Genomic DNA, 18,948 nt, shown 5'->3' on the forward strand with positions numbered 1-18,948 from the left:
ACGTACGGGACGGGTCCGCCCTCGCTGCGTAGGCACCCCCTTGCGGGACGCACGCAGCGAAGCAGGAGCACTTTCATCGTCACGCCGCCTGGAGGCACCTCGCATGACCACCTTCGTGGACCGCGTCGAGCTGTACGTCGCCGCGGGTAACGGGGGCCACGGCTGTGCCTCCGTTCACCGGGAGAAGTTCAAGCCGCTCGGCGGCCCCGACGGGGGGAACGGCGGACGCGGCGGAGACGTCGTCCTCGTCGTCGACCCGGACGTGACGACGCTGCTCGACTACCACCACAGCCCGCACCGCAAGGCCACCAACGGCAGGCCCGGCGAGGGCGGGCACCGGTCCGGAGCCGACGGCAAGGACCTCGTGCTGCCCGTGCCGGACGGAACGGTCGTCCTCGGCCGTGACGGCGAGGTGCTGGCCGACATGGTCGGCAAGGGCACCGTCTTCGTGGCCGGGCAGGGCGGTCGCGGCGGTCTGGGCAACGCGGCGCTCGCCTCTCCGCGGCGCAAGGCCCCCGGGTTCGCGCTGCTGGGCGAGCCGGGCGAGGCGCGCGACATCGTGCTGGAGCTGAAGACCGTCGCGGACGTCGCCCTCGTCGGCTACCCGTCGGCGGGGAAGTCGTCGCTCATCTCGGTGCTCTCCGCGGCCAAGCCGAAGATCGCCGACTATCCGTTCACCACGCTCGTCCCCAACCTGGGTGTGGTGACGGCCGGTTCGACCGTCTACACCATCGCGGACGTCCCGGGGCTGATCCCTGGCGCGAGCCAGGGCAAGGGTCTCGGGCTGGACTTCCTGCGGCACGTGGAGCGCTGCTCCGTCCTCGTGCACGTACTGGACTGCGCGACGCTCGAGTCGCAGCGCGACCCGGTCAGCGACCTGGACACGATCGAGTCGGAGCTGACGCAGTACGGCGGTCTGGACGACCGTCCCCGCGTCGTCGTCCTCAACAAGGTCGACATCCCCGACGGCCAGGACCTCGCCGACATCATCAGGCCGGACCTGGAGGCCCGCGGCTTCCCGGTCTTCGAGGTGTCGGCCGTCTCGCGGCAGGGCCTCAAGGAGCTCTCCTACGCCCTCGCCAAGTCGGTGAGCGAGGCGCGTGCGGCCCGTCCCGAGACGGAGTCGACTCGTGTCGTGATCCGTCCCAAGGCCGTGGACGACGCGGGCTTCACCGTCACACGGGAGGCCGACGGCCTGTACCGCGTCCGGGGCGAGAAGCCCGAACGCTGGGTGCGGCAGACCGACTTCAACAACGACGAGGCCGTGGGTTACCTGGCCGACCGGCTCAACCGCCTCGGCGTCGAGGACGAGTTGATGAAGGCGGGGGCACGCGAGGGCGACGGGGTCGCCATCGGCGGCGAGGACGACGCGGTCGTCTTCGACTGGGAGCCCACCATGGCCGCGGGAGCGGAGATGCTGGGCCGCCGCGGTGAGGACCACCGCATGGAGGCGCCGCGGCCCGCCGCCCAGCGCCGCCGCGACCGCGAAGCGGAGCGCGACGAGGCGCTGGGGGAGTACGAGGACTTCGATCCCTTCGAGGGCTGACGCGGCGGGGGCCGGCCGGGCCTGTCCGGTGCTGCGCCTCAGCCGGGCCCGTCCGTGGTGCGCCGCGAGGCCGAGCGCCGGTCCTCGATGGAGCGCCACTCCTCTCCGTAGACGACGGCCTTGACCCCGTCACCCGTCAGGAAGTCGTGCGGGAAACCGAGCGGCACCGCGCTGACCTCGTCGAGGCGGGCGAGCGCGTCGGCGTCGAGGGTCACGTCGAGGCAGCCGAGGTTGTCGGCGAGCTGCTCCTCCCCGGTAGCGCCGATGATGGGCACGACGTTCCCCGGGCGCTGCCGCAGCCACGCCAGCGCCACCTGCGAAGGGCTCCAGCCCCCTTGCCCGGCGGTCTCCAGGACGGCGGTGACGATCTCCTCCTCGCGGGAGCCGGCGCCGTCCGCAGCCTGTCCGCCGGCCAGCCTTCCGGTGCCGCCGTGGCGGTACTTCCCCGTGAGTCTGCCGCCGGCGAGCGGGCTCCACGCCAGCACGGCCTGGTCGAACGCGCGGGCCTGCGGCAGCAGTTCACGCTCCGGCGTGCGTTCCAGGAGGCTGTACTGGAACTGCGAGCCGGCGAAGGACGTCCAGCCCCGCAGCTCGGCGAGGGTGGAGGCCTGCGCGATCTCCCAGGCCGGCCAGTCGGACACTCCCGTGTAGAGCACCTTTCCGGAGCGCACCAGATCGTCGAGTGCCCGCATGACCTCCTCGACCGGGGTGAAGTTGTCCCGCGCGTGCACCCACAACACGTCCACGCGGTCGGTACGCAGCCGGGCGAGACTCGCCTCGACGGACTGGACGAGGTTCTTGCGGTGGTTCCCGTACCTGTTCACGTCGCCCGGACGGGGCGCGCACGTGTACTTCGTGGCGAGGACGAAGTCGTCGCGCCGGCCTTCGAGCAGCTCCCCGAGGACGGTCTCGGACACGCCGCCCGCGTAGTTGTTCGCGGTGTCGATGAAGTTGCCGCCGGCGTCGGCGTAGGCGTCGAGCATCCGGCCGCTCGCCCTCTTGTCGGCGTTGCCGCCCGAGCCGTCCCCGAACGTCATGGCTCCCAGGCTCAGTTCGCTCACGCGGAGGCCGGTCCTGCCGAACAGTGTGTAGCGCATGGAGTCCTCTCCCGTCGGCCGGGCCCCGCCGGCGGTCGGCCCGGCCCGGCGGGTGGTCCGACAGGCACACGCTAAGAACTCGAGTCCGCTCCAAGGCAAGACCGCGGGCAGAGGCCCGCCCCGCTCGGCTGCTTCCTCACCGGTTCGGGACCTTCCACGGCTCACGTGACAGGGGGCTGCCCGTCTCCAGGTACGTCTTCAGGTTGGACAGCACCGCAGCCCAGCCCTGCGCGGCCTCGGCCCGCTCGGCGTCGTCACGGAGGTCCTCGTGCGTGACGGTGAGCCGGACGATCTGCTCGTACGGCCGGATGTCGAAGGTGACGCGGGACGACTCCGCGCTCGATCCGGCCCCGGGTTCGGCCCAGGTGGTGACCAGGCGGTTCGGCGGGTCGCTCTCCGCGACCGTGCCGACGACGTCCGCGATGGACGACCCGTCCGTACGGCGGTGTTCCCAGGAGGAGCCGGGCTGCCAGTCGGAGACGTTGCTGTGTCCCCAGTAGGTGGCGGTGGCCTCGGCGTCGGTGAGGGCGTCCCACACCTTCTGCGGGGTGCTCTCGATGTAGATGACGTACACGAAGGAGGGCTTCTCGGCCATGGCGTTCTCCGCTCGTTGTTTCAGGTGACTGAGCGCACGGAGGCGTGGATGCTCGAACTTGTCGATCCACCGCTCCTGGACGCGGTGGAGGGGGACGGGATTGAGGTAGTGGAGCTTCTCCCGGCCGCGCCGCACCGTGCTGACCAGGTTCGCTGCCTCGAGCACCGCCAGATGCTGCGTCGTGGCCTGGCGCGACATCTCCTGGTGCTCGCACAGCTCGTTCAGTGTCTGGCCGTTGTGCTCGTGCAGCCGGTCCAGCAGGAGCCGCCTGGTCCGGTCGGCCAGCGCCTTGAAGACCTTGTCCATCTCGCCGCTGTCGGTGCTCACCCCTCAATAATGCAAGCAAATGCTTGCATGTCAATCCGGGCGGAGTTCCGGACGCACGCCCTTCCCGGTTCCGGTACCGAATGGAACCGCTGACGCGTTCGTCCACGCAGAGCTGCTGAAGGACTCCCGCGACGGGATGGTCGGCCAACTCCTGTGCCGGAAGAGCAGGTTGACGGAGGAGGAGGTGGCCGAAAGCGCCCCCGTCCTGCTGGACGCCTTTCTCAACAGCCTCTACCGCTGCCTGAAGAACGACCGCGACGGCGACGCGCTCGCCGCACGGATGGACGCTGCGGAGGGCGTCCCCTTCTACCTGGGCTACGTGTTCGCGCTGGAGGGACGAGTGCGGCCGTACAACAAGTACCTCGGCTGGGAACTGCGCCACCACCCGCTCGACTGGCCGCAGGCACGCCACGGTCACCTCCTGGGGCTGCTCGGCGAGCTGCTCTCGGGAGAAGTCGCCTGCACCGCACGGCAGTTGTTCGTCGAGCTGGAACCCCGTGCTCGCGCCGTCGGCCACGATCCGGTACTCGCATCGTGGGGTGAGGATCTGACGCTGATGCGGGGCGGGCCGCCTCGGCCGGCTGGGGGCGGGCGCGTAGGGCTCCCGTGAGCGCGCGCCGGAAATCGGTTTGTCCGCGGCTTGCACGGCGGCGATCCTTCACGGGATGGACAACGACGCGCGTCGCTCAGACGAAACCGGTCCGCCCGGCGAACCTGCCGCCCCGGTGATCGACGCCGGGCTCGTACGGCGCCTGGTGGCGGAGCAGTTCCCGCAGTGGGCCCGACTGCCGGTCCGGTCAGTCCGGTTCGACGGTCACGACAACCGCACGTTCCATCTCGGCGACAGCCTGACGGTCAGGCTCCCGAGCGCGGCCGGCTATGCCGCCCAAGTGGAGAAGGAGCAGCGGTGGTTGCCGGTGCTGGCGCCGCAACTGCCGCTTCCCGTACCCGTTCCGGTGGCCCAGGGGCGGCCCGGAGCCGGGTACCCATTCAGCTGGTCGGTGATGCGATGGCTGGAGGGCGACACCGCGGCGAACGGGCACATCGGAGACCTCACCGGGTTCGCCGACGATCTGGCCCGCTTCCTCTCCTCCCTGCAGCGTGCCGACACCGCGGGCGGACCACTGGCCGGGGAGCACAGCGCCTTTCGGGGCGCGTCCCTGAAGACGTACGACGAGGAGACGCGGCGGGCTCTCGCCGCGCTGCGCGACCGTGTCCCGGTGGAGACGGCGACCGCCGTCTGGGAGGCGGCACTCGACGCCGCCTGGCTCGGCCGGCCCGTATGGTTCCACGGCGACGTCGCGGTGGGGAACCTCCTCGTTCGGGACGGGCGGCTCTCCGCCGTCCTCGACTTCGGCTGCTCGGGCGTCGGAGACCCGGCCTGCGACACGACCATCGCCTGGACGCTGCTGCACGGGGAGAGCCGCCGGGCCTTCCGCGACGCACTCGGCGTCGACGAAGCCACCTGGGCACGAGGACGCGGCTGGACGCTGTGGAAAGCCCTGATCATCCTCGCGGCTCCCGACTCGGCGCACGCCGAGTGGGCTCGGAGGAGCCTGGCGAACGTCCTGGACGACTTCGAGCGAGAGGCGCGATGACGGGGGCTGCCGGCGACGCCGTCGGCGCTGTGGCCGTGCGGGACCCGGAGGGCCCCGGCGAGGGCATCTGACCTTCCCCGTCGCCTCGTTCGCGCGTCCCGTCCGGGCTGCCGCCCCCGGCCGGTAGTCCGATTCTTCGTTTTCATCGCCCCTTCCGGGGCAACCGCTGACCTGCGAGGTGCGCCGGGGTACGGCTCCGGCGCGATCAAGGGGAGGCGGTATCCGTGAACGCAACGCCGGCCATCTGGAGAGCGAGAGGGCGGAGGAACGCCCGCCGGGCAGCACGCAGCACGGTCGTCGAGTCCGTCGCGCGAGTGGGCATGGTCGCGCAGGGCGTGCTGTTCATCCTCGTCGGGCTGCTGGCTCTCCGTATCGCCTTCGGAGGCAGCGGCGGCGGTGAGCAGGCCGATCAGAGCGGTGCTCTGCGGCAGTTGGCGGCGCAGCCCTTCGGGCAGCTTCTCGTGTGGGCGGTGGGGGTCGGCCTGGCGGGGCTGGCGGTGTGGCGGCTGTCCGAAGCGCTGTTCGGCGCGGCGGAGAAGGGCGGACACAAGACGCGCAAGCGGCTGCTGGCAGCGGGCTTCTGCGTGCTGTACGCGGTCCTCGCCTACTCGGTGATCTCCTACGCGACCGGGGCGCAGGGCAGCGGCTCCAGCGACGCGAAGTCCGAGGACATCACCGCGCGCGCTCTCGCCGTGCCCGCAGGGCAGTTCCTCGTGGGCGCCGTCGGGCTGGCCATCGCCGCGGCGGGCGCCTGGGCTGCCGTGCAGGCGTTGCGGCGGAAGTTCCACGACCAGTTGAGGATTTCGTCCGTCCCGCGCCGCAGCCGCATGTGGATCGACGTGCTGGGCGTGACGGGCGGTGTGTCGCGCGGCGCCGTCCTCGTGGCCCTCGGGATCTTCGCGATGGAGGCGGCGTGGTCGTCCGACGCGGACGAAGCCAAGGGAATGGACGGCGCGTTGAGGTCCTTCGCGGACACCCCCGCGGGCCCGTGGCTGCTCGTGGCGGTCGCCGTCGGCGTGGCCCTCTACGGGTTGTTCTCGTTCGCGCTGGCCCGCTGGCGTCGCGTGTGAGGCCGGGTGCGAGCAGGGGCCGGGACGGTCACGTGGATCTGGTCCGCGCTCACCGGGACCCGGTGAGCGGTCATGTGGACCTGGTCCAGCGTGGCGCGGTCTCGGCCCATTCCCTCTCCCAGTCCGCGAGGTTCCGCCGTTCCAGGGCGTACCCGGCGGCGGCGTAGACGGTGATGCCTGTGACCGTCACGGCCGCGCCGGCGGCCGCGATCCACCCTGTGGTGAGGCCGCGGATCTCACCGGCGGACATGGGCGGGTCGGTGACTGCTCCCTTGCCGTCGACCCAGACCTGGACGGTGCCTCCGGCGGGCAGGCCGGGCGGTACGTCGGTCCTGGCGGTGCGCGTCCGGCCGGACGCGTCGGTGTAGCGGACGTCGGCCGGATAGCGGGCGTGGTCGGCCTCGTCCGATCCCGGTTCGGGATGCTGCGGTACGTCGTGCAGGACTTCGGCCGTCGCGCGGTGGCGGGAGTGCGCCTGCTCGTCGGCGGCCGTACGCAGTGAGCGGTTCACGGCGTGACCGGCCAGTGTCATGGCGGCGGGGGCCGCGGCGAGCACGGACGCCGCGACGATCACACCGATCCAGGCCTGCAGCACGTCGAGGGGACGGCGCAGCGGGTTGACCCGCCAGCGCCACAGCTTGTCGGGACGCGGTTCGGGCGGTGGCTGGGCAAGCGGGATCTCGTCCCTCATGAGGTCTCTCCGTTTCGGGGTCTTCCGGGGAAGTGGGGTGGGACTCCGGTGGCCGGTGACACGGCCGGAGCAGCACGGCGGACCCGCCCGGTTCGCGGGTGCCGGGCGGGTCCGAGCGACGGGATCCGTGCGGCGTGCTTCGAGCGGGGTTTCCGAGCGACGGGATCCGGGCGGCCCGATCGAGCGGTGGAAGTCGGGCCGTGGGAGCCAAGCGGCGCATCTGGGGCGGCCGGCGGCCGTGTCCCGCGGTCTCAGCCCGGCGGGGCCTCTGCCTCCGGCGGCTGCGCGCGCACCGTCTGCAGGTACTTCGCCGCACCGCGCACCGCGGCGGTGTGCGGCGCGGGGGCGGGCCGTACGGGCACGCGCAGCTGCCTGCACAGGTCGCGGACGATCTCGGGGCGCAGGGCGCCGCCGCCCGCCACCAGCACGCCGTCGTGCAGCGCGTCGAGCGTCTGCGACGAGCAGTCCCGCCGCAGCATGTCGCCCACCACGTTCACGACGAAGCCGGTCAGCTCGCGGTGCGGAACGTGGCCGAGGTCGTCGGTGCCCAGGGGAGTGCGGTGCGCGTCGGCGACCGCGCCGTCCGCGAGCAGGAACACCTCGGTGAGACGGGCGCCGACGTCCACGATGAGCAGAGGACGGGACGGCTCGGCGTCCACTCCGAGCGCGATGGCCTTGGCGGTCGGAATGGTCAGGACGGTACGGGGACGCAGCACCCGCAGTGCCGTGCGCGCCGCCTCCCGGTAGGCGATGCCGCCGAGGACGGGCGTCGTCAGGGCGATCACGAGGCCCGAGAGGCGGGGGACGCGGCGTCCCAGCAGGCGGTCCAGCATCCGGGCCGCGCCATCGGGATCGACGAAGGAGCCGCGCTGCAGGGGATAGGACACGCTGGGGCCGCCAGGCGAGCCGGGACCGGGGAAGGTCACGGTCCGCGTGTCGAGGACCAGTCCCCGGCCGGGTGCCCAGGCGCGCGTACGGGCATGGCCCAAGTCGATGGCCAGACCTGCCAGTTGGCGGGACGGAAAGTTCCTGTTCCGCGTGGAGTTTCCTGCTGAGGGGCGGAGCACTGTCATGGCCTGGTCTCCCTGACTCGGTGGCAGCGGGCGCAGTAGCGGGCCTGCGGCACGATCGTCAGACGGTCCAGGGATATGGGGCCGGTGCAGCGGTGGCACGAGCCGTACTGGCCGTGGGCCATCCGCTCCAGTGCCGCCTCCACGTCGGCGAGCACCATCCGTGCGGAAGCGGCAAGTTTGACGCTGACCTCGGTCACGGACGCCGAATGCGCTGCACGGTCCCGGGCATCGAGGGTGTCGTCGCCGCGGTCCCGCTGCGCGCGACCGTCCAGCCCGGCGCGCGGGTGCGGGCGCTCGTTCCGCGCGGGACGGTGCTCCCCTTCATGCCGGGACTGCGCTGCCTCGGCGATCTGCTGGAGCTGCTCCCGGCGGAAGCGGCGCTGGTCCTCCAGGTTCTCGCGGAGCGCGGCGAGGACCCCGGCGGACAGGCCGGCATCGTCGTTGCGGACGACCTGGTCGTTCACGAACTTCACCCCTCGACGGAGCAGGACGCGGACACGCGGACGTGTTTCCTGTCGGGCGTGTCTTCTGTCAGGCGGTACGGCGCTGGCAGGCCACGCAGCACCGCGCGTGCGGAAGGATCTCCAGACGTTCCGGCGGAATCGGCCTGGAGCAGTCCGTGCATGTGCCGTAACTGCCGTCGTCGATGCGGGCGAACGCGGCGTCGATCTCTTTCATGACGCGCCGGACGGAGTCCTTCTGCGCCGTCACGAAATGGTCCGCGGTGCCGTGCTCGGCTTCTTCGATCGCGTTGAGCTGCGTCAGCCGCGAGTTGCGTTCGTGCTCCAGGCGCTGACGGGCTTCGTGTGCCGTGAGGCGTTCCGGGCGCGGCTCGGGGCGTGAGAGGGCGAGCGACATCTGATGCCATTTCCTTTCAGGAAGCGGCCGCCCTGAGGGGCGGCAGCCCAACCTGTCCCGTCGCACCATTGCGACGTGGTATCTCCCACACTGGCCGGTCTGCCCGGTGCACACCATCGGTCCCAGTACCCATTTCCGGGGGGTCCGAGGATGTACGGGCCCGAGCGCGCCGCAGGTCCCGCCGCATCCGCCGGGCCCGGCCCCGTGCGCCTCGCAACCCTGGTGCCTCCCCGCGACGGCCGTGGCACATAGTGGTGGCGGACGTCACGAGTAGAGGAGGCTCCACGCGGTGTCCCTGTTCTGGCGGATCTTCGCTCTCAACGCCCTCGTGCTCGGCTTGGCGACGGCGCTGCTTCTGTGGGCGCCGGTGACCGTGTCCGTGCCCGTCCTGCTCACGGAGGCGGCCATCCTCGTCGGGGGACTCGCCGTGATGCTCGTCGCCAACGCCGCGCTCCTGCGGGTCGGGCTCTCCCCGCTGGACCGGCTCACGCGGCTCATGAGGAAGGTCGACCTGTTGAGGCCCGGCCAGCGGCTGCCGGCCGGAGGACACGGCGAGATATCCGAGCTGATCCGGACGTTCAACGCCATGCTCGACCGTCTCGAGGCCGAACGTGCCGTCGCCGGCGCCCGGGCGCTGTCCGCGCAGGAGTCGGAACGGCAGCGCATCGCGCAGGAGCTCCACGACGAGGTGGGGCAGAGCATGACCGCCGTCCTGCTGGAGCTGAAACGCGCCGCCGACCACGCCGCGGAACCCCTGCGGGGCGAGCTGCGGCAGGCACAGGAGATCACCCGGGAGAGCCTCGACGAGGTGCGCCGGCTCGCCCGCAGGCTGCGTCCCGGCGTGCTGGAGGACCTGGGGCTGGTCAGCGCACTGACCTCGCTGACGTCGGACTTCGCCACTCACACCGGTCTGCGGGTGCGGCGCTGCTTCGAGTCGGAGCTGCCGCCGCTGGGCCCGCAGGCGGAACTGGTGCTCTACCGCGTGGCTCAGGAGGGGCTGACCAACGTCGCCCGCCACGCGGGAGCCGATCAGGTACAGGTGAGCCTGAGCCGGGACGGAGACGCCGTGGTGCTGTGCGTCAGCGACGACGGCCGGGGCGTCGGGCTCTCCCACGAAGGCGCCGGCATCCGCGGGATGCGGGAACGTGCGCTGCTCGTCGGCGGGACGCTGGACGTCGAACCCGGCCCCCGCCCCGAACCCGGCCACCGCCCCGAACCGGACCCCGCGCCGGGCCCGGCATCCGGGACGTGCCCGGAAGCCGGCCCGCGCCCCGGCACCCGGGTCCTGCTGTCCGTGCCCACTACCGAGAAGGACCGATGATGACGATGCACGACATGACCCCCAGGTCGCAGCCGCCCCCCGATCCGCGGCCCGCCTCCGCCCCGGACCCGGCTCGCGCGCCCCAGTCCGAGCCGCGGCCCGACTCCCAGCCCCAGCCCGACTCCCAGTCTCAGTCCCAGTCCAGGATCCGCATCCTGCTGGCCGACGACCACGCGCTGGTGCGGCGCGGTGTGCGGCTCATCCTCGACGGCGAACCGGACCTGCAGGTCGTCGCCGAGGCGGGCGACGGCGCGGAAGCGGTGGCGGCGGCCCGCGCGCAGGAGATCGACCTCGCCGTCCTCGACATCGCCATGCCTCGTCTGACCGGACTGCAGGCGGCCCGTGAACTGGCCTCGCTCAGACCGGGACTGCGCATTCTGATGCTCACGATGTACGACAACGAGCAGTACTTCTTTCAGGCGCTGAAGGCGGGAGCCTCCGGCTACGTCCTGAAGTCCGTCGCCGACCGCGACCTGGTCGCCGCGTGCCGGGCGGCCATGCGCGGCGAGCCGTTCGTGTACCCCGGCGCGGTCACGGCTCTCATCCGCAACTTCCTGGAGCGCGCCCGCAACGGCGATGAGGGCCCGGACCGGCTCCTGACCCACCGCGAGGAGGAAGTGCTCAAACTCGTCGCGGAAGGCCATTCCTCCAAGGAGATCGCCGGGATGCTGGTCATCAGCGTCAAGACCGTCCAGCGGCACCGCGCGAACCTGCTGCACAAGCTCGGTCTCCGCGACCGCCTCGAACTCACCCGCTATGCCATCAGGGCGGGCCTGATCGAGCCCTAGCTGTATTGCCCTGTGAGGTCGGGGACGCGGGGCAAGCCGGGCACCGCGCAGGGAGCCCCGGCCCGGCGCCGCCCGCGCAGCAATTCGGCGGCGCCTACTTCTTGTCGACGATGTCGCCGTTCTCGTCGACCACCACGGTGCTCCAGTACGTGTCCCACTTGTCGTCGACGTACTGGGGCACCTTGCCCTTCGGGTAGCGCACGTAGCCGTCGGGCGGTTCCTCGCCGTCGGGTACGCAGGTCTTGCCCGTGGTGCCGCCCACGGCCTTGACCGGGTACTCCTCGGACCGGCAGACGCGGTCCTGCAGCGTGCAGCCGGCGGCAAGGAAGGCCGCGAGGACACCGGCGGCCGCGAGAGCGCCCGGGAAGTTCCGGAACGCCGTCTTCTTCTTCTGCATGGTGTGTGGCCAATCTCCTGTGGGGGCGGTCAGTCTGTCCAAGAAGTCAGCGCTGTCCAAGAGTTCGGGCGGCAGGCAGGCAGGCAGGCGGACGGCGGTCGGTGGCCGCGGGCGGTGCCGGGGGACACGCACGGATGCGGCGCGGAAGGGCCCGGGGTAGGGCTGACGCGCCTGTGAAGCCCGCGCAGGCCGGACGCACTCAGGACGCGTACCGCGATGCGGGCCTGCTGGACGGCGACCCCGTCCCGATCGACGACATGGTGCGGTGACCGCGCCGGGCGCGCGCCCCGCTCAGCGGCGCCGTTTAGCCCGGTGGGACAGCGAACGGCCCGGAAGGCGTGGTGCCTTCCGGGCCGTTCGCTGCGCTTCAGCCGGTGCGAGGCTCCCGTGTCGCGCGGGCAGCCGGGCCCCCCGCGTGTACCGGCCGCGGGCAGTGCTGGTCAGGCCGTGACCTGGTCGGCCTCCTCCGTGTCGGAGAGCGCGCCGCCGTTCGGCGGGGCCTCCAACTCGGCCTCCTCTGCTGCCTCCTGGGCCTCCGTCTCGCGCTGGCCCGGGATCTCGTTCGTACGGCGGGCGACCCGCTCGTTGCGGGCGTCCGTCGACTCGCACAGGTCGATCGCGGCCTGGTTGAAGCGCGCCATGGACGGCGGGTCGGCCGGGCCGAGCAGATGCACCTTCAGCTCGCTGCGGGCGGCTGCGAGGGTGTCCTTCGCCGGGTCGCGCACCGACTCCAGCAGCGCGGGGATCTCCGCCGCGTCGGGGGAGAGGATGGTCGCCGCCCGCACAGTCGGGAAGCCCGCCCTGAATTCGTCCTCGCCCAGCCCGCTGGTGTTGGCCACCGCGTAGGGCTTCTCACTCGTCAGGTAGTCCGAGACGACCGAGGAGACGTCCGAGATGAGCAGATCCGCCTGGTTGAAGCAGGAGTAGATCGCGGGGCGCGGTCCGGTGACGATCTGGTGCTCCCATTCGGGGAACGAGGCCCAGAAGGCGGCCTCCCACGCGGCCGTCGCCGCGGTCACGCGCTCGGCGCGGCCCTTCTCCGGAGTGGACTGCAGCATCATCTTCTCCACCTCGTCCGCTCCGCTCCGGAACGCCGTGGTGGTCAGCTCGTCCAGCTCCCGCGTACGCCGCTCCAGCTCGGCCGCGGCCTCGGGGCCGGGGCGGGCGCCGGAGCGCTTGGCGTTGGCCTCGACGATCATCGCCTGGATCCGGGCGTTGGCGGCGCCCGCACGGAGGTCGACGGAACCCGTCATCGGGTGCGGCTTGTACAGCAGCCGCACGCCCGGGTCCGCGAGCAGCGCGCGCACGATGTTCTCTCCCGCGAGGATGACCGAGGTGTTGCCCGGGTCGTTGGTCCAGCCCTCCCAGGTGGGGGCGTACAGCACGGTCGTGTACGTGCCCTGCGGTGCGCCCTTGGACGGCTCGATGGGGGAGAGCTGCGGACGTCCGACCTCGACGACGTCGCGGTCGTCCACGCCGATGTCGGCGAGCTGGTAGCGCTCGCGGGCGGCGGGACCGGCGACCCACACCTCGTCGTAGGCCTTGGCGTAGGGATTGCAGGAGGAGAGCTTGTCGCTCTCGCCGTGGTTGATGAAGGCGTGCTTGATCGTCGGGATGCGCAGCACCTGCGAGGTCTTGCCGGAGTTCGCCGGGTGCAGCATCACCTTGAGCGTGGAGTGCTCCAGGTGCATCAGGTGCGCGACCTTCGGGATGCAGATGATCGGCACGTCCGTCGCCTCGATCTTCTGCACCATGAAGCGCTCACGGAGCACGATGATCGGGTTGCCGTCGAGCTCGGCGAGCGTGGAGAGCCACATGTTCGCCTGGTACGCGGAGGTGGTGCCGCCGGAGAAATACATGCCGACGGTCGGCTTGTACTTAGCCAGCCACTTGTCCAGCCACTCCAGGGCCCGCTGCTCGTTGGCGTGCCGCTTCTTCGGCAGCATCCACGTGCCCAGGTAGACGGCGCCGCCGAGGGAGAGCGCGATGCTCAGGCCGACACCGAGGATGCCCCAGACCTCGGACGCCAGTCCGGCGCTCAGCATCAGCCCCGCCGTCCCGGGGATGGAGAAGCGGAGCAGGCGCCGGCTGGGCTGGCGGGCCAGCAGCCGCGGCGGGGCGATCGTCAGCCGCAGGGCGGAGGCGTCGATGTTGCGGGTGAGGATCGGCAGCGTGCGGCTGCGGCGTACCAGCTGGGCGACGGCCTGGCACAGGAAGTGCGCGGCGTATGCGGCGAGGAGTAGGAGCGTCAGGGGGCGCTCGATGTCCGGCGGCACGTCGGGGATGCGCACCAGCCCGATGACGATGAGCATGTCGCGGAGCAACTGCCGCGTCGTGACGTCGAAGCGGACCTTGCCGAGCAGGGCGAGCAGGCCGGGCTGCTGATATGTGAGGTACATGTCGAGCGTGAGACCCGCCACAGACGCGACGATGAAGACGGGCACGTTGGGCAGCAGCGCGCCCGCGAGCTGGGCGGCGTAGAAGACCGTCAACGCGAGCAGCGCCGTCAGCTGGACGGCGCGACGGGAAGAGAGACCGGCAGAGGGCACGGGCTGGGCTCCTGGCAGGAGGTCGTGGGTCGGCGATGGAAACCGGCCGGTGGGGAAGGTGGCGGCCGTGGGTGACCACTGACCGTATGCCGGGCACCGGGCCGGTGACAATCTGCGGCAGAGTGTTCCGCGGCGATACCGGGACATTGCAATGACAAAGGTCATTATCCCCATCCGTCCACTGGCCGGAACGCACGCGCATCGCTGATCAGGGCTGCCGTAGATTGCCGACGGCCCCGGGAGCCGCCGGCGCAGGCGCGGCCGTGGCGCGGCTCACGCACCGGCGCGACGGCATGTCGAGCCGGGCGCCGAGGGGCGGGAACGGGCGCCGGGCGCGGAGCCGGGGGCTCCAGGCGGCTCGGCGCGGCACAGCACAGACGGCACAGCACAGGGAACAGGCGGGCAGCGGACGTGAGCAGGGCGACAGCAGACGGTGCGAGCGCGGCAGGCGGAGCGCGGGACGAGGTGGCGGACGCCAGGCGCATCGTCGTGAAGGTCGGCTCGTCCTCGCTCACCACGGCGGCGGGCGGACTCGACGCCGACCGGGTCGACGCCCTCGTGGACGTACTGGCCAAGTACACCGGCCCGGGCGGCCGGCCGGGCGCGGAGCAGGGTGAAGCGCTGCAGAAGGAGATCGTCCTGGTCTCCTCGGGAGCGATCGCGGCCGGGCTGGCACCGCTCGGCCTGCCCAGGAGGCCCCGCGACCTGGCACGCCAGCAGGCCGCGGCCAGCGTCGGACAGGGTCTGCTCGTCGCCCGCTACACCGCCTCCTTCGCGCGCTACGGCCGCAGGGTGGGCCAGGTTCTGCTGACGTCCGACGACACCAGCCGCCGCGCCCACTACCGCAACGCCTACCGCACGCTGGAGCAGCTTCTGGCCATGGGCGCCGTCCCCGTCGTCAACGAGAACGACACCGTGGCCACCGAGGAGATCCGCTTCGGCGACAACGACCGGCTCGCGGCGCTCGTCGCCCACCTCGTACGGGCGGATCTGCTGGTCCTGCTCTCCGACGTGGACGGCCTGTACGACGGGAACCCGTCCAGCCCGGGCACCTCGCGCATCAGCGAGGTCACCGGGCCCCGGGACCTCGACGGCGTCGACATCGGCAGCGCCGGGAAGGCCGGCGTCGGCACGGGCGGCATGGTGACGAAGGTCGAGGCCGCCCGTATCGCCGCGGCGGCCGGGGTGCCCGTGGTGCTGACCTCCGCGACGTACGCGGCCGACGCGCTCGCGGGCGCCGCCACCGGCACGTACTTCCACAGGACGGGCCGCCGCGCCGCGGGCCGGCTGCTGTGGCTGGCACACGCGTCGACCCCGCGGGGGGCGCTCACGCTCGACGCGGGCGCCGTGCGGGCCGTGGTCCAGCGGCGGACCTCGCTGCTGGCTGCGGGGGTCGCCCGCGTCGAGGGCGACTTCTCTGCCGGGGATCCGGTCGAGCTGCGGGACGAGCAGGGGGTCGCGGTCGCGCGCGGTCTCGTCAACTTCGACGCGAAGGAGATCCCGCAGCTTCTGGGGAGGTCGACGCCGGAGCTGGCGCGGGAGCTGGGCCCCGCGTACGAGCGGGAGATCGTGCACCGGGACGATCTCGTGCTGCTCGACAGCTAGCTCGGCGGTCCGGCAGTCCGACGGCCGGTCCGAGGCCCCGCGGCCGGGGAGCGTGGCGGACGGCCCGGGGACGGCGCGCGGCCCCGTCCGTACGTTCGGGTGCCACGTGAACGGATTGTGCAGACGGCGGACGGCCGGTGCCGAAAAGGTCACCGCCTTGAGCAAAAGACCAGCCTTTCCACGGACACCTTCCGGAAAACGGCCCCGCGACCGGCTTCGGACTGGTCAACTTTCTCCTGGGGGTCGTGCGGCGGGGAGCGACGCCCGGAACAGCCGGAAGCAGCAGCGCCCCACCGGACGAGGAGGCCGCCCGTGAGACGACTTGCAAGCGTCGACACCGAACAGCGGGCCGACCCGCGTCCGGACGCGGGCGCCGAGCGCCGCGAGCAGTCCCGCCTCTGGCACATCACGCTGAGCGTCGCGGGTGCCGAGGCCCCGATCAAGGAAGTACGCCGCGCTCTCGAACAGCTCGCGTACGACCACCCGTTCCTCCTGAACAGCCGGTACGCGAACGACCACGCCGAGATCCGCTACTGGGAAGAGGCGCGGGACCTCCACGACGCCGCCGCCGTGGCGCTGCGGCTGTGGGGCGAGCACCGGGCGTCCGCCAAGCTGCCGCCCTGGGAGATCGTCGGGCTGGAGGTCGTCGGACGAGAGACGTACCAGCAGCGCATGGCCGAGGGCTACGGGCCGCCCTCCGCCACCTCGATAGGCGTGCACCCCTTCTGAGGCCGCCCGCCCGAGAGCCCGCCGCCCCCGTCCCCGGGATCCGGTTCTACGGGTTCACCACGCCCGCGTCGTGCGCGATCAGACCGGCCTGGGTGCGGTTCGCGCACCCCAGCTTGTCGAGCATCCGGGAGACGTAGCCCTTGATCGTGGCCTCGGAGAGGTAGAGGCGCGCGGCGATCTGCGCGTTGGAGAGCCCCTCTCCCAGGCACGCGAGCACCTCGGCCTCCCGTTCGGTGAGCGACTCGACGAGTGCCGCCGCGCGGTCGCGTGCCGAGTGGCTGTCCACGGACGCGGTGACCAGCCGGCGCGCGGCCGCCGCCGACAGGACGGTGTGGCCCTCGGACGCCACCCGTACGAGACCGATGAGGTCCTCCGGCGGTGTGGACTTCACCAGGAAGCCGACCGCTCCCGCGCGCAGCGCCCGCAGCACGTACTGGTCGGCGTCGAACGTCGTGAGCACCACGACGGCCGGCGGGTCGGCGATCTCGCCGATGCGCTCGATCGCGGTCAGCCCGTCGACTCCGGGCATCCGCAGGTCCATGAGGACGACGTCCGGCCTGTGCCGCTGCACTGCTTCGACCCCGGCGGCCCCGTCGTGCGCCTCGCCGACCACTTCTATGTCGTCGGCCGAACCGAGGATCGTCCGCAGGAAGCGGCAGACCATCGGTTCGTCGTCGACGACCACGACCCGTACGGAGTCGCTCACCTCACACCGCCGTTTCCGCTGTCGGTACGTACGAGGGCAGTGTCGCCTCGATGCTGAATCCGCCGTCGGGCGCGTGCCCTGCCCGCATGGTGCCGTGCACCAGCTCTATGCGCCGGAGCAGGTTGGGGATGCCCAGGCCGGAACCCGTCGCGGCGAGCGGGCCGCCGGTCTCTCCCGCCGCCGGCGCCGTGTTCCGTACAGCGACGTGCACTTGGGCCTCGCCGTAGGAGACGTGCACGACGACGCGCGCTCCCGGCGCGTGCTTCCGCACGTTCGTCAGTGCCTCGCGGACGAGCCGGTACGCGGTACGCCCCACCACCGGCGAGGCGAGTGCCGGGTCGCCGTCCTCGATCAGCTCCGTCGGGACGCCCACCGACGAGGACTCGGCGACGAGTTCGGCCAGCCCTGTCTCCGACGGTGTCCGATAGGCGGGGTCGTCGTCCCCCGCCGGTTCCGTCCGCAGGATGCCGACGAGGTCCCGCAGCTCCTCCAGCGCCTGGCAGCCCGCGGCGCGCAACTCCTCCGCCGCCTGCCGGGTCGCCTCGTCCTTGGCCGTCATCCGCAGCGCCCCGGCCTGCAGGGCCATGAGGCTCACGCGGTGGGTCACGACGTCGTGCATCTCACCCGCAAGACGCGTCCGCTCCTCGGCCCGTGCGCGTTCGGCGAGCAGGTGGCGCTCCCGCTCGGCGCGTTCCGCGCGTTCCGTGAGCGCTTGGACGAGCCGTTTGCGGGCGTCGAAGTACATCGCCAGCAGCGGTCCGACAGCGGTACGGAGCAGCCCGATGCTGATGACGACCACCGAGGGCTGCCACGGCCGGGCGACGACCACGGTGAAGAGCACGAGAGCGATGACGGCCGTTCGCCGGTTCTGCTGGATGCTGCGGCAGCCGCCCTGGTAGAAGAGCGGGCCGTAGGCTGCCAGGACCGTGGAGAAGGGCGCCCACACCTGCCCGTCGTCAGCGGGTTCGAGCGCACCGGCGGGCCAGGCCAGCAGTGACACCGCCAGTGTGAACGCGCCCAGCACCACCACCACGGTGAGGGGGGTGCGGCGGCGGAACGCCAGCGAGAGGCAGGCGAGCGCCTGCAGGCCGAGCAAGACCCAGGCGAGCGTGCCGGGTTGCTCGGGCCACCACGTGGCGCCCAGCACCGTGGCCGCCGTGTCGACGAGCGTGAAGGCGACGGCGATCATCACATCCAGAGCCACTCTGTGACGCCGGTGCCACGGTCTGTCGGTCATGCGCAACACGGTATGCCAGCAGCGTCGTTGCTCCGCCGGCTCGCACGGGAAAGCACACTTACGTCGGCCCGGCGACCCTACGAAAGTCGCACGGAGCCCGTCCGGACCGCCGTTCGTCGCTGCGGTACGCGACTGCCGGCTCTGCCCGGGGCGGTGCCCCGTGGCGTCAACTGTTCGGCATGAGAACGCAACGGGACCACGCCGACCAGCCCGGCCGCACGGGCCACGCAGACAACGGAGACGGCGGGACGGCGGCCATGACCCGCCCCGCCCTGGGCCGCTACGCGATCGACCCGGCGGGGTCGGCCGTCAGGTTCACCACCCGGCACCTCTTCGGACTGGCGCCCGTACACGGCACGTTCGCGCTCAAGCGCGGCACTGTCGACGTCACCGAGCCGCTCGCGGAGTCCGCCGTACGCGTAGAGGTGGAGACGGCGAGCTTCGGCACGGGCAACAGGGCGCGCGACGACACCGTGCGGTCCGGGCGCTTCCTCGACGCTCCCAGGTACCCGCTGATGACCTTCCGGGCTGAACGTGTGCACGACGCGGCAGTCGTCGGCACCCTCACTGTTCGCGGGATCGACCGGCCGGTCGAACTCTCCGTCGAGCTGATCGCCGTGTCGAGGCGGGAGTTCACTGTCCGCGCCTCCACGCGGATCGACCGGACGGAGTTCGGCGTGACCGGCTCACGCGGCATGACTGGCCGCTACCTCGACGTGACAGCGGAAGTCAGGTGCGTACGGACGTGACGCCGTCCGCAC

At 71.9% G+C, this 18,948-nt stretch carries 19 protein-coding genes; 9 read left to right on the top strand and 10 right to left on the bottom strand.

The genetic code is table 11. The features are described 5' to 3' along the window. Positions 1-103: 103 nt before the first annotated feature. Entirely contained in the window at positions 104-1,546 is a 1,443-nt protein-coding gene (obgE, locus tag IEY56_RS09795) for a GTPase ObgE (protein WP_189036738.1), read from the top strand. A gap of 38 nt (positions 1,547-1,584) precedes the next feature. Here the strand turns inward: obgE and IEY56_RS09800 are convergent, their stop codons facing one another. Beyond that, entirely contained in the window at positions 1,585-2,643 is a 1,059-nt protein-coding gene (locus IEY56_RS09800; protein WP_189036739.1) for an aldo/keto reductase, read from the bottom strand. Between the two features lie 136 nt (positions 2,644-2,779). Beyond that, positions 2,780-3,544, bottom strand: a complete 765-nt coding sequence (locus IEY56_RS09805; RefSeq protein ID WP_189036811.1) for an ArsR/SmtB family transcription factor — start codon at positions 3,542-3,544, stop codon at positions 2,780-2,782. A gap of 205 nt (positions 3,545-3,749) precedes the next feature. Here IEY56_RS09805 and IEY56_RS09810 point away from each other — a divergent pair, with 205 nt between their 5' ends. The 3 genes from IEY56_RS09810 to IEY56_RS09820 all read left to right on the top strand — a co-directional run bounded on the left by IEY56_RS09810 (position 3,750) and on the right by IEY56_RS09820 (position 6,233). Beyond that, on the top strand, positions 3,750-4,175 hold the full coding sequence (locus tag IEY56_RS09810) for a hypothetical protein (RefSeq protein ID WP_189036740.1): 426 nt from the start codon (positions 3,750-3,752) through the stop codon (positions 4,173-4,175). Between the two features lie 55 nt (positions 4,176-4,230). Beyond that, positions 4,231-5,163 (top strand): aminoglycoside phosphotransferase family protein, encoded by a 933-nt coding sequence (locus IEY56_RS09815; RefSeq protein ID WP_189036741.1) that lies wholly within the window; start codon positions 4,231-4,233, stop codon positions 5,161-5,163. A 224-nt stretch (positions 5,164-5,387) separates the two neighbouring features. Continuing rightward, entirely contained in the window at positions 5,388-6,233 is an 846-nt protein-coding gene (locus tag IEY56_RS09820; RefSeq protein ID WP_229711751.1) for a DUF1206 domain-containing protein, read from the top strand. A gap of 70 nt (positions 6,234-6,303) precedes the next feature. Here IEY56_RS09820 and IEY56_RS09825 read toward each other — a convergent pair whose 3' ends face one another. The 4 genes from IEY56_RS09825 to IEY56_RS09840 form a co-directional block, all read right to left on the bottom strand. Next, positions 6,304-6,924 (bottom strand): Rv1733c family protein, encoded by a 621-nt coding sequence (locus tag IEY56_RS09825; protein ID WP_189036742.1) that lies wholly within the window; start codon positions 6,922-6,924, stop codon positions 6,304-6,306. A 251-nt stretch (positions 6,925-7,175) separates the two neighbouring features. Next, positions 7,176-7,997: an acetate and sugar kinases/Hsc70/actin family protein gene (locus IEY56_RS09830; RefSeq protein WP_189036743.1), complete on the bottom strand. Its 822-nt coding sequence runs from the start codon at positions 7,995-7,997 to the stop codon at positions 7,176-7,178. Continuing rightward, on the bottom strand, positions 7,994-8,461 hold the full coding sequence (locus tag IEY56_RS09835; protein ID WP_189036813.1) for a TraR/DksA family transcriptional regulator: 468 nt from the start codon (positions 8,459-8,461) through the stop codon (positions 7,994-7,996). The genes IEY56_RS09830 and IEY56_RS09835 overlap by 4 nt, the downstream gene beginning before the upstream one ends. A gap of 67 nt (positions 8,462-8,528) precedes the next feature. Next, entirely contained in the window at positions 8,529-8,855 is a 327-nt protein-coding gene (locus IEY56_RS09840) for a TraR/DksA family transcriptional regulator (protein WP_189036744.1), read from the bottom strand. 289 nt (positions 8,856-9,144) lie between these two features. On the opposite strand from IEY56_RS09840, the gene IEY56_RS09845 reads away from it, so the two are divergent. Both IEY56_RS09845 and IEY56_RS09850 read left to right on the top strand, forming a co-directional pair. Beyond that, entirely contained in the window at positions 9,145-10,176 is a 1,032-nt protein-coding gene (locus IEY56_RS09845) for a HAMP domain-containing sensor histidine kinase (protein ID WP_189036745.1), read from the top strand. 5 nt (positions 10,177-10,181) lie between these two features. Beyond that, positions 10,182-10,964, top strand: a complete 783-nt coding sequence (locus IEY56_RS09850; RefSeq protein WP_373292058.1) for a response regulator — start codon at positions 10,182-10,184, stop codon at positions 10,962-10,964. A 94-nt stretch (positions 10,965-11,058) separates the two neighbouring features. On the opposite strand, the gene IEY56_RS09855 is transcribed toward IEY56_RS09850, so the two are convergent. Then, positions 11,059-11,361 (bottom strand): SCO0607 family lipoprotein, encoded by a 303-nt coding sequence (locus IEY56_RS09855; protein WP_189036746.1) that lies wholly within the window; start codon positions 11,359-11,361, stop codon positions 11,059-11,061. Positions 11,362-11,801: 440 nt separating this feature from the next. Then, a complete protein-coding gene (locus IEY56_RS09860; protein ID WP_189036747.1) occupies positions 11,802-13,910 on the bottom strand; it encodes a CDP-glycerol glycerophosphotransferase family protein in 2,109 nt (702 codons plus the stop codon). A gap of 465 nt (positions 13,911-14,375) precedes the next feature. Between IEY56_RS09860 and proB the strand changes: the two genes are divergently transcribed. Next, positions 14,376-15,515: a glutamate 5-kinase gene (gene proB / locus IEY56_RS09865; protein ID WP_189036815.1), complete on the top strand. Its 1,140-nt coding sequence runs from the start codon at positions 14,376-14,378 to the stop codon at positions 15,513-15,515. Positions 15,516-15,827: 312 nt separating this feature from the next. Then, on the top strand, positions 15,828-16,244 hold the full coding sequence (locus IEY56_RS09870; RefSeq protein WP_189036748.1) for a DUF8830 family protein: 417 nt from the start codon (positions 15,828-15,830) through the stop codon (positions 16,242-16,244). 46 nt (positions 16,245-16,290) lie between these two features. Here the strand turns inward: IEY56_RS09870 and IEY56_RS09875 are convergent, their stop codons facing one another. Next, positions 16,291-16,950, bottom strand: coding sequence for a response regulator (locus IEY56_RS09875; protein ID WP_189036749.1), 660 nt, complete (start codon positions 16,948-16,950; stop codon positions 16,291-16,293). A gap of 1 nt (position 16,951) precedes the next feature. Further along, positions 16,952-18,187 carry a sensor histidine kinase gene (locus IEY56_RS09880; protein ID WP_189036750.1) on the bottom strand — a complete coding sequence of 412 codons (1,236 nt, stop codon included), beginning with the start codon at positions 18,185-18,187 and terminating at the stop codon, positions 16,952-16,954. 179 nt (positions 18,188-18,366) lie between these two features. Here IEY56_RS09880 and IEY56_RS09885 point away from each other — a divergent pair, with 179 nt between their 5' ends. Next, on the top strand, positions 18,367-18,936 hold the full coding sequence (locus IEY56_RS09885) for a YceI family protein (protein WP_229711753.1): 570 nt from the start codon (positions 18,367-18,369) through the stop codon (positions 18,934-18,936). The last annotated feature ends 12 nt before the right edge of the window (positions 18,937-18,948 follow it).

The organism is Streptomyces daqingensis (assembly GCF_014645895.1).
Lineage (GTDB): Bacteria > Actinomycetota > Actinomycetes > Streptomycetales > Streptomycetaceae > Streptomyces > Streptomyces daqingensis.

Coding starts and splice junctions, on each gene's coding strand:
- obgE (WP_189036738.1), top strand. CDS start 104: ATGACCACCTTCGTGGACCGCGTCGAGCTGTACGTCGCCGCGGGTAAC.
- IEY56_RS09800 (WP_189036739.1), bottom strand. CDS start 2,643: ATGCGCTACACACTGTTCGGCAGGACCGGCCTCCGCGTGAGCGAACTG.
- IEY56_RS09805 (WP_189036811.1), bottom strand. CDS start 3,544: ATGGACAAGGTCTTCAAGGCGCTGGCCGACCGGACCAGGCGGCTCCTG.
- IEY56_RS09815 (WP_189036741.1), top strand. CDS start 4,231: ATGGACAACGACGCGCGTCGCTCAGACGAAACCGGTCCGCCCGGCGAA.
- IEY56_RS09825 (WP_189036742.1), bottom strand. CDS start 6,924: ATGAGGGACGAGATCCCGCTTGCCCAGCCACCGCCCGAACCGCGTCCC.
- IEY56_RS09830 (WP_189036743.1), bottom strand. CDS start 7,997: ATGACAGTGCTCCGCCCCTCAGCAGGAAACTCCACGCGGAACAGGAAC.
- IEY56_RS09840 (WP_189036744.1), bottom strand. CDS start 8,855: ATGTCGCTCGCCCTCTCACGCCCCGAGCCGCGCCCGGAACGCCTCACG.
- IEY56_RS09850 (WP_373292058.1), top strand. CDS start 10,182: ATGCACGACATGACCCCCAGGTCGCAGCCGCCCCCCGATCCGCGGCCC.
- IEY56_RS09855 (WP_189036746.1), bottom strand. CDS start 11,361: ATGCAGAAGAAGAAGACGGCGTTCCGGAACTTCCCGGGCGCTCTCGCG.
- IEY56_RS09880 (WP_189036750.1), bottom strand. CDS start 18,187: ATGACCGACAGACCGTGGCACCGGCGTCACAGAGTGGCTCTGGATGTG.
- IEY56_RS09885 (WP_229711753.1), top strand. CDS start 18,367: ATGAGAACGCAACGGGACCACGCCGACCAGCCCGGCCGCACGGGCCAC.